The organism is Streptomyces sp. NPDC057654, from assembly GCF_042800135.1.
Lineage (GTDB): Bacteria > Actinomycetota > Actinomycetes > Streptomycetales > Streptomycetaceae > Streptomyces.
Genome location: NZ_JBHVHQ010000322.1, coordinates 1 through 8,690 on the forward strand (window position 1 = coordinate 1; position 8,690 = coordinate 8,690).

Annotated in this window: 9 protein-coding genes; 7 read left to right on the forward strand and 2 right to left on the reverse strand. The window is 74.3% G+C overall.

From position 1 onward, the window contains the following. Positions 1-292 (forward strand): BTAD domain-containing putative transcriptional regulator (locus tag ACFU99_RS22850; protein ID WP_384394812.1); only part of this gene is annotated, 292 nt, incomplete at its 5' end. Here ACFU99_RS22850 and ACFU99_RS22855 read toward each other — a convergent pair. After that, on the reverse strand, positions 238-942 hold the full coding sequence (locus ACFU99_RS22855; RefSeq protein WP_384394815.1) for an SDR family oxidoreductase: 705 nt from the start codon (positions 940-942) through the stop codon (positions 238-240). The genes ACFU99_RS22850 and ACFU99_RS22855 overlap by 55 nt on opposite strands. A 49-nt stretch (positions 943-991) precedes the next feature. Then, positions 992-2,074 carry a 3-oxoacyl-[acyl-carrier-protein] synthase III C-terminal domain-containing protein gene (locus ACFU99_RS22860; RefSeq protein ID WP_384394817.1) on the reverse strand — a complete coding sequence of 361 codons (1,083 nt, stop codon included), beginning with the start codon at positions 2,072-2,074 and terminating at the stop codon, positions 992-994. A gap of 326 nt (positions 2,075-2,400) precedes the next feature. Between ACFU99_RS22860 and ACFU99_RS22865 the strand changes: the two genes are divergently transcribed. From ACFU99_RS22865 to ACFU99_RS22890, 6 genes are all read left to right on the forward strand, one after another. Beyond that, on the forward strand, positions 2,401-2,685 hold the full coding sequence (locus ACFU99_RS22865) for an acyl carrier protein (protein WP_384394819.1): 285 nt from the start codon (positions 2,401-2,403) through the stop codon (positions 2,683-2,685). Further along, positions 2,678-3,994, forward strand: a complete 1,317-nt coding sequence (locus ACFU99_RS22870; RefSeq protein WP_384394821.1) for a beta-ketoacyl-[acyl-carrier-protein] synthase family protein — start codon at positions 2,678-2,680, stop codon at positions 3,992-3,994. The genes ACFU99_RS22865 and ACFU99_RS22870 overlap by 8 nt, the downstream gene beginning before the upstream one ends. Further along, complete coding sequence (locus ACFU99_RS22875) at positions 3,991-5,190, forward strand: beta-ketoacyl synthase N-terminal-like domain-containing protein (protein WP_384394823.1); 1,200 nt, start codon at positions 3,991-3,993, stop codon at positions 5,188-5,190. The genes ACFU99_RS22870 and ACFU99_RS22875 overlap by 4 nt, the downstream gene beginning before the upstream one ends. Positions 5,191-5,311: 121 nt before the next feature. Continuing rightward, on the forward strand, positions 5,312-6,289 hold the full coding sequence (locus ACFU99_RS22880) for an AfsA-related hotdog domain-containing protein (protein WP_384394825.1): 978 nt from the start codon (positions 5,312-5,314) through the stop codon (positions 6,287-6,289). Positions 6,290-6,342: 53 nt separating this feature from the next. Continuing rightward, entirely contained in the window at positions 6,343-7,020 is a 678-nt protein-coding gene (locus ACFU99_RS22885) for an HAD family hydrolase (protein ID WP_384394827.1), read from the forward strand. Between the two features lie 140 nt (positions 7,021-7,160). After that, positions 7,161-8,690, forward strand: a 1,530-nt coding sequence (locus ACFU99_RS22890; protein WP_384394828.1) for an FAD-dependent monooxygenase, incomplete at its 3' end; no start/stop codon positions are given.

Below are 8,690 nucleotides of genomic sequence, written 5' to 3' on the forward strand. Positions count from 1 at the left end.
CCCGTACCACGAGCGGTTCCACGCCTGCCTCATCGAGGCGCTGCGCCTGTCCGGCAGGCGCCGTGAGGCGCTCGACGCCTACGACGACCTGCGCCGGGTGCTCACCGACGAACTGGGGCTGGGGCCCTCCGCCCACCCGCACGCCCTGCTCCGCAGCATCCTCACGGACGCGCCGCCGGAGTCCGGCCGTACGCCCGTTCTCGCCGGGGTCGCGGCGGCGGCGACAGCCATCACAGGTCAGACGCCCATGCCTATCCCGCCTCCCACCGGCAGCACCGTGCCCGTGATGTAACCCGCCTCCGCGCTCGCCAGGAACCGGACCGCCGCCGCGACCTCCGTCACGGTGCCCGGCCGGCCGAGCGGCGTCATCTTCATGGTGTCCCGCATCCGGCGGTCCGTCAGCTGCTTGGTCATGTCGGTGTCGATGATGCCGGGAGCCACCAGGTTGACGGTGATGTCCCGCGAACCCAGCTCCCAGGCCAGCGACCTGGCCAGGCCGACCAGCGCCGTCTTGGTGGCGGCGTAGTTGGTCTGGCCCGGCGCGCCGAGGAACGCCAGCGCGGAGGAGAGCAGCACGATCCGGCCCCGGCGCGCGGCCAGCATCGGCCCGGCCGCCGCCCGTACGGTCCGGAACACCCCGCGCAGATTGGTGTCCAGCACCTCGTCGAACACCTTCTCCGACATGCGCGGCAGCAGGGTGTCACGGGTGATCCCGGCGTTGGCGATCAGCACCTCGGCGGGCCCGTGCTCCCGCGCGACCGTCTCGAAGGCCGCCTCGACCGAGGCCGCGTCGGTCACCTCGCAGCGCACCCCGAACAGCCCCTCGGGGGGCTCGCCGGACCGGTAGCCGACCGCCACGCGGTCCCCGTCGGCGGCCAGCGCGCGGGCCACCGCCAGGCCGATGCCCCGGTTCCCTCCGGTGATGAACACGGACCTCGCCATGTCTTCCGCCTTCCTTTCCAAGGTGTGCTGTCGTCAGTTGTGCGCTTGCTCAGACGTTCCGGTCCGGCGCCTGGACCAGCAGGCAGGACCAGGTGAACCCCGCTCCCGCGCTGAACACCAGGGCCGACTCGCCGGGCGCCAGCGCGCGCCGGCGCACCAGCTCCGCCAGGCCGGCCGCGGCGTCTCCCGCGCCCAAGTGGCCCGTCGTACGGCCGAAGTCCACGGGCTCGGCGCCGGTGCGCCCGGCGAGTTCCGGTACCCACGACTCGGCGAGGGTCTTGGCGCCGAAGCGGGGCAGCACCGCGTAGCGCAGCCGCGGGTCCCACGGGTCCGGGCCGCCGCCCTCCAGCGCCTCGGCCACGACCGCGCCGATCGCGTGCCGGTTGGCCCGCGCGAAGGGTTCGTTTCCGTGTTCGTGCAGGTAGGCCCGTTTGGTGGCGCGCATGTCCACGCGGGGCCGGTGGCCGCGCGGTACGGGCGTGAAGGGGTCGGCGCCGCGGTGCATGACCTCCAGTTCCGGGGCCGCGACGCTCGCCACGGACCGGAGCAGCAGGGCGTCCGAGGGGGCGGCGGGCAGCCGCAGCAGTACGGCCGTACCGGCGTCCGCGTAGGCGACGCCGTAGTCGCTCGCCCATCGGTCGAAGCCCGGCTCGGCGAAGCGGTCGGCCGTGGTGACCAGGGCCCAGTCGGGAGCGGTCGCGGAGGCGGTCGTAGAGGCGGTCGTAGAGGCGGTCGCGCCCGCGACGAGCCGGGCCGCCGCCAGTTCGACGGCGGCGCTGCCGCCGTTGCACACCTGCTGGACGCCGACCGGCACAGCCCGCAGCGCGCCGAGCCGGTGGGCGATGTAGTGGGCGGGCGACCACAGGTCGTGCCCCTGGTAGTACATCCACGCGTGGCACGTCAGGCCGATGTCGCCCGCCTCCACGCCGGCCGCCGCGAGCGCCGTACGGGCCGCCCGTACCGCCATGTCCGGCGGCGCCACGTCCTCGGCGACCGGGATCTCCTCATGGCCGAGGTCCGCGGCCTGCCGCCTGCGCAACCGCCCCTCGCGTACCGCGTCGTCCGCCCGGGACCGGCCCCCGGGCAGCCACAGCGCGGCGGCCGCGATTCCCGCGGGCTCCACCAGCCTCATATCCGAACCGCCTCCCGTGAGTTACCGGAAAGCACAGTGCGAGGGCTCGATAAAAGCTGGATGAAAGCCAGTTGAAAGGCCACTGGAAGGGGATTGAAAGGAGGCCCGGAAGGCGTCAGGAGGCACCCGGCAACCTCCTCCATACCCCTCTCCACCTGCACCTATATCGCCTATGCCGAATTGTGAGCAGCTACCCCTACCCCTTTGGAGAGAGTTGCCGAGGCCGCCGGAATCCGTGTTCCATTCATTCCGTCGGGGCCGAAAAACTGCCGCGAATGCTTCTCGAAGCAGATATTCCGTATCCACGGCATACCCAGGAGAATGAAATGCAGCACGACAACACTCACGACACCGTTTCCGACGAGCTCCGGCAGCAGATCCGGGAGATCGTCGCCGACGTCCTGGAGGCCGAGCCCGGCGACCTCACGGACGGCAGCAGCTTCGTCGACGACTTCGACGCCGATTCCCTGCTCGTGATCGAGATCTTCTCCCGCTTCGAGCGCGACCTCGGCATCCGCATCCCGCAGGAGGACCTGACGGAGCTGGACGACCTGCCCGCCGCGTACGCCCTCGTGGCCCGCCATCACGCCCGTGCGGCCGTCGGTGCGTAGGCCGGGTGCCGGGCCCGGCGCAGGGCCGGGCGCTGCGGCGCGCAAACCGGGGGAACGCAGGGTCGTCGTCACCGGCATGGGCGCGGTGAGCAGTCTGGGCACCGGCGTACGGCCGTTCGTCGACGGCATCCGGGCGGGGCGCAGCGGCATCGGCCCCGCCGCGGAGTTCGACACCGCGGGGTTCGAGCACACCCGCGCCGGGGAGGTGCGGGACTTCTCGCCCGGCTCCCGGCTGCGGCGCACCGACCCGGCGCGGTGGGGACGCAGCGGACAGTTCGCGGCCGTCGCGGCGCGGCTGGCCTTCGAGGACGCGGCCATCGCCCCGGACTCGCCGCACTCGCCGGCCCTGGAGCGCACGGCGGCGTGCTTCGGCACGACCAACGGCGAGTCCCAGGTGCTGGAACGGCTGGTGGCGCAGTGGGTCACGGACGGCCTCGACGAGATCGACGGGATCGACCGCCCCGACGGCCCCGACGGGCTCTCTTCTCGGCTCGTCGGGCAGGCCGACGCCGGGCGCATCGCTGCCGCCGCCGCGAGCGAACTCGGCCTCGGCGGCGACGTGCTGACCTTCGGCACGGCGTGCGCGGCCGGCAACTACGCCATCAGCTACGCCTGCGACCTGATCCGCGGCGGCGCGGCGGACGCCGCCGTGTGCGGCGGCGCGGACGCCTCCAACCGGGCCACGCACGCCGGCTTCCACCGGCTCGGCGCCCTCGCGGAAGGGGAGCCCCGGCCGTTCGACACCGACCGCGACGGCATCGTCACGGCGGAGGGCGGCGCGGCCCTGCTCCTCGAACCGCTCGACGCGGCGCTCGCCCGCGGCGCCCGTATCTACGCCGAGGTGCTCGGCTACGGCGTCACCTGCGACGCGCGGCACATGACCAACCCCGACCCGTCCTCCATCGCCGAGTGCGTCCGCGCCGCCCACGCCGACGCCGGGGTGAAGCCCGGCGACGTCGGCTACATCTGCGCGCACGGGACGGGGACCCGCGCCAACGAGGCCGCCGAGGTACGGGCGGTACGGGAGGTGTTCGGGGAGCGCGTCCCGCCGATCAGCTCCATCAAGTCGATGCTCGGCCACACGATGGGCGCGGCGTCGGCGTTCGGCGCGGTCGTGTCCTGCGCGGCCCTGTACGAGGGGTTCCTGCCGCCGAACGCGACGCTGCGCGAGGTCGATCCGGAGCTGGGCCCCGGACTGGACTGCGTACCGGGCCGGGCCAGGGCCGCCCGGCCCGGAGTGGTGCAGAACCACGGCTTCGCCTTCGGCGGCAACAACGCCATCACGGTCTTCGGGGAGGTCGCGCAGTGAGCACCGCAGTGGTCGGTCCGCCGGAGGAGCAGGCGGTCGAACCGTCGCAGGCGGTGCCGGTGGACATCGTCGGCTGCTCGGTGCTGAGCCCGGCCGGGACCGGCCTGGCCGCGCTCGCCTCCGCCTTGGCGAATATCCGCCCGGACGAGGGGACGGAAGACCTCCCGCCCCTGGCCGTACGTCCCGTGGCGGGCTTCGACGCCGCCGCGGTCCTCGGTTCCAAGGGCCTGAGCCGCCTCACCCGTACCGACCGACTCGCCATGTCCGCCTGCACGACGGCGCTCGCCGAGGCGGGGGCGGGGCCCGCCCCCGAACGCACCGGCGTGGTGCTCGGCACCGCCCTGGGCAGCTCCGGCGCACAGTCGGAATTCCTGCGCGACACCTTCGTGCAGGACCTCCCCTATCTGGTCAACCCGTCGGCCTTCCCGGGCACCCTGATGAACTCGGCGGCCGGGAAGACGGCCATCAAGCACGGGCTCACGGGCGTCAACGCGACCGTCTCCGGCGGGCCGCCGGCCGCCCTGCACGCGCTGCGCTACGCCCGTACCGCCCTCGCGGACGGCCGGGCGGACCGGCTGCTCGCGGGCGGCGTGGAAGAGGTGTCGCCGCAGAGCGCCCATGCCTGGCGTCTCGGCGGCGCGCTGCGGCCGGGGACTCCGCTCGCGGAAGGGTGCGCGGTCTTCGCCCTCCAACTGGCAGACCCGGCAGCGGAGTCCGCCCCGGACCCGTACGCGCGATCCACCGGCCGCCGGCCCCTCGGGAGGCTGCTGGCCTGCGAGACCGGTTACGCCGACCCGTTCCAGGACGTTCTGGGCGTCGCCCGCCGGCTCGCCTCCTGCGTACGTACCGCCCTGGCCCGCAGCGGCCTCGCGCCCGAGGACGTGGCGGTCGTCGCCACCGGCGCGGGCGGGCGACGCGGCTGGGCGGCCGTCGAGGAACGCGCCCTGCGCAGCGTCTTCCCGGCACCCGGCGCGCCCTCCGCGTCCGCCGCACCTGCCACGCCCCGGCGGCTCCGCGTGGACCTGGCCCTCGGCGAGACGTACGGCGCGAGCGCCGCGCTGCAACTCGCGGCCGTACTGGCGCACTGGCAGGACCCGGCCACGCACACGACGCACCCGCACGGCGACCGTGTCGCGGTGCTGACGTCCGTCGGCATGGACGGGTGCGTCGGCTGCCTCGTCGCGGTCCGCGCCTGAGCTGTCAGGCGACGGTGCGGCGGGCGGCGGCGCGGCGGCGCGGCCGGTCATCGGCCACAAGCGCCCTGCCGCGCCCCATCGCCCCGTCACTCCCCATCGATCTTCAATGACCGGAGAAACCATGCAACCCCTCGCCTCCCCACCGGAGGACCTCTCCCGCGACCGGACCGTCCCCCGCGGCCTCGTACACCGCTGGTCGCTGTCCGAGGTGTTCCTGACCGACTCGCGCGCCACGGACGACCGCACCTTCGTCGCGGCGGCCCAACTCCCGCTCTCCCACGCCTACTTCAGGGACCACCCCGGCCGCCGCGCCTTCCACGACCCCCTCCTCGTCCTGGAGGCGTGCCGCCAGTCCGTGACGTACGCCGCCCACTGCCACCAGGGCGTTCCGGAGGCCACGACCTTCATGGTCACCTCCTGGGCGCTGGAGGTGACCGGCCCGGCCGCCCTCGACTGCGGCGAGCGGCCCGGCGAGCTCACCGTGCACGGCACGGTCACCGACCGCGTCGAACGCGGCGGCCGGCTGCGCCGCCTGGTCTTCGCGATGCGCCTCACCCTCGACGGTCGGCCGCTCGGCACCCTCTCGATGGACGTGAGCTGCACGCCCACCGAGCAGTACCACGCGCTGCGCCGGATGCAGCGCGGCAGCGAGGTGCCGACGGCCTTCCTGCTCCCCGCCGACCCGCACGGCGAACCGGCCGACGCCGCGCGATCCGGCCGCCTCGACCCGCTGAACGTCGTGCTCGACGACGCCCGGCACGCCGCCGGCGCCCTGGAGTCGGTGCTCAGCGCCCGTACGTTCCGCAACCGCAGCATGTACGACCACCCGTACGACCACGTGCCCGCGATGGTGTTCAGCGAGGCGGCCCGGCAGGGCGCGCTGCTGCTCACCGCGGACGACGGAGCGGCGGACGGCGGAGCGGTGATCGGCGCGGGCCGGGTGCTGCGGCTGCGCGGCTCCTTCGAGAAGTTCGCCGAACTCGACGACACCGTGCGCCTGACCACCCGCCCCGACCCGGAGCGCGGCCCCGGCTCGTACCTCATGACCGCCGTCCAGAGCGGCGCGACGGTCGCCGAAGTCACCGTCACCCTCGGCTGAGCCGCAGCGCCGCACCACCCGCCGCACCTTCAGGAGACCCAGAGGAGACCCAGATGGAACCACGCCCCGCCGGCCTCGCCTTCTTCGACGCCGACGAGACCCTCATCACCGTCAAGAGCATGTTCGACTTCTACGACTTCTTCCTCGACGCCGTCGGACACACCCCGCAGGAACAGGAGCGCCTCCACCAGGAGGCCCGCGACCTGCTGCGCCCAGGGCTCCCCCGCGCCCAGGGGAACCGTCTCTTCTACCGGCGGTTCGCCGGGTACCGGGCGGCCGAGGTCGCGCGGGTCGGCCGCGCCTGGTTCGACCGGCGGCTGGCCCGCGGCGGTTTCTTCCACGAGGACGTCCTCGCGGCGCTGCGCGCGCACCGGGCGGCGGGCCGTACGACCGTCGTGCTCTCCGGCTCTTTCCCCGCCCCCCTCGACCCGGTGGTCGCGTACGCGGGCGCCGACGTCCTCGTCAGCACGCGGTTGGAGGTGCGGGACGGCGTCTATACGGGCGAGGTGCTGCGCACGATGATCGGCGACGCGAAGGCCGAGACCGCGCGGAAACTGATCGCCGACGCGGGCGCCGCCGCGGCGGACTGCCACGCGTACGGCGACCACGGCTCCGACCTGGGCCTGCTCAGCCTCGTGGGCCATCCCGTCGTGGTGGGCGCCAACCCGGAGCTGACGGCCGCGGCCGACGCCAACGGCTGGCGCCGGCTGGCGGGGGTCGCCGCCGCCTGACCGGGTCTCTCCCCCTGCCTGTTCAGCAGAAGAGCCGCCGTGCCACCGGGCCCGGCGGCCTTTCGCCACGCCCCGCCCTCCTTCGCTCAACTCCCGCTCAATTCCCGCTCAATTCCCGCTCACCGAAAGGCGGACCACCCATGAACGAACAAGTGGTGATCGTCGGAGCCGGCCCGGTCGGCATGCTGCTCGCCTGCGAACTGCTCCAACAGCACATCCCCGTCCGGCTGGTGGACGCCGCACGCGAGCACTCCGCCCATTCGCGGGCCACGATCGTGTGGCCCCGGCTCCTCGAACTCATGCGCCGTACCGATATGACCGAGCGCCTGGCGGCAGGCGGCCACCGCATCGACGGCGTCGCGTACTTCTCCAGCGGCCGCAGGCTCGGCACCGCCTGGATGAACCGGCTGGCCGACACCCCGTACCCCTTCGCGGTGGCCATCGCCCAGAGCGAGACGGAACGGCTCCTGGAGGACCGGCTCACGGAACTGGGCGGAAAGATCGAGCGCGGGGTACGGCTCACCGACGTCAGGAACCCGCACAGTCCCCGCCCGACGGCCGTCCTGACGACGGCGGACGGCGGGGTGGAGGAGGTGGAGACCGACTGGCTGATCGGCGCGGACGGCGCGCACAGCGCGCTGCGCGGGATGCTCGACGCGGGCTTCGAGGGCGAGCAGTTCGACGTCAGCTTCGCCATCACGGACGCCGAGGTGCACGGCGACGCGCCCATGAACGTCGTGAGCTACTGCTACACCCCCGAGGGCAGCCTCGCCCTGGGGCCGTTGGGGAGCGAGGTGACGCGGGTGGCGGTCAGCGTGCCGCACCCGGAGGACGACGCCCCGCCCTCGCGCGCGTTCTTCCAGCGGATGCTCGACGAGCGCGGGCCGGGCCGCAACGCGATGGGCGAGCTGCGCTTCAGCACGACGTTCCGCATCCACGCCCGTACCGCCGGGCGGTTCCGCACCGGGCACTGCCTGCTGGCCGGGGACGCCGCCCACATCATGAGCCCGGCGGGCGCCCAGGGCATGAACACCGGCCTCCAGGACGCCGTCAACCTCGGCTGGCGGCTGGGCGGGATCATCAACGGCCTGCTGCCCGAGTCCGCCATCACCGGCTACGACCGCGAGCGGCGCTCGGCCGCGCACGCGGTCGCCCGGAACACCTCCCGGCAGACCCGCTGGGGCCTGCTGCGGAAGGGCTCGCAGATCGCCGTCCGCGATGCCGCCCTGCGCACCGCGTCCGCCACCGGGCTCCTCCAGCGCGCCATCGCCCCGCTGGTCGCCCAGACGGGGGTGCGCTACCCGCCCGCGGACGGCCGGCCGGCCGGACACCGCCTTCCCGGCGCCCGGACCCGTACGGGCGACCGGCTGCCCGTACTCCCTACGGGGCCCGCAGGAACCATGGGTGCCGCCGACGCCTCCCTCCACGCGGACGGCCGGTCCTGGACCCGTACCGCCGACGACACCCTGACCGTCCTGCTCTGGCCCGGCAGGCGTCCCGGCGCGGGGTGGGCCGAGACCGTACGGCGGGTGACGGCCGCCACGGCGCCGCACGCCGCGGTCGTGACGCCCGCCGCCGCGCCGGGCCCGCTGGCCGACGCGCTGGGCCCGCGGGCCACGATCGCGGTCGTACGGCCGGACGGACACCTGGTCACCGCCCTCGCCCCGGAC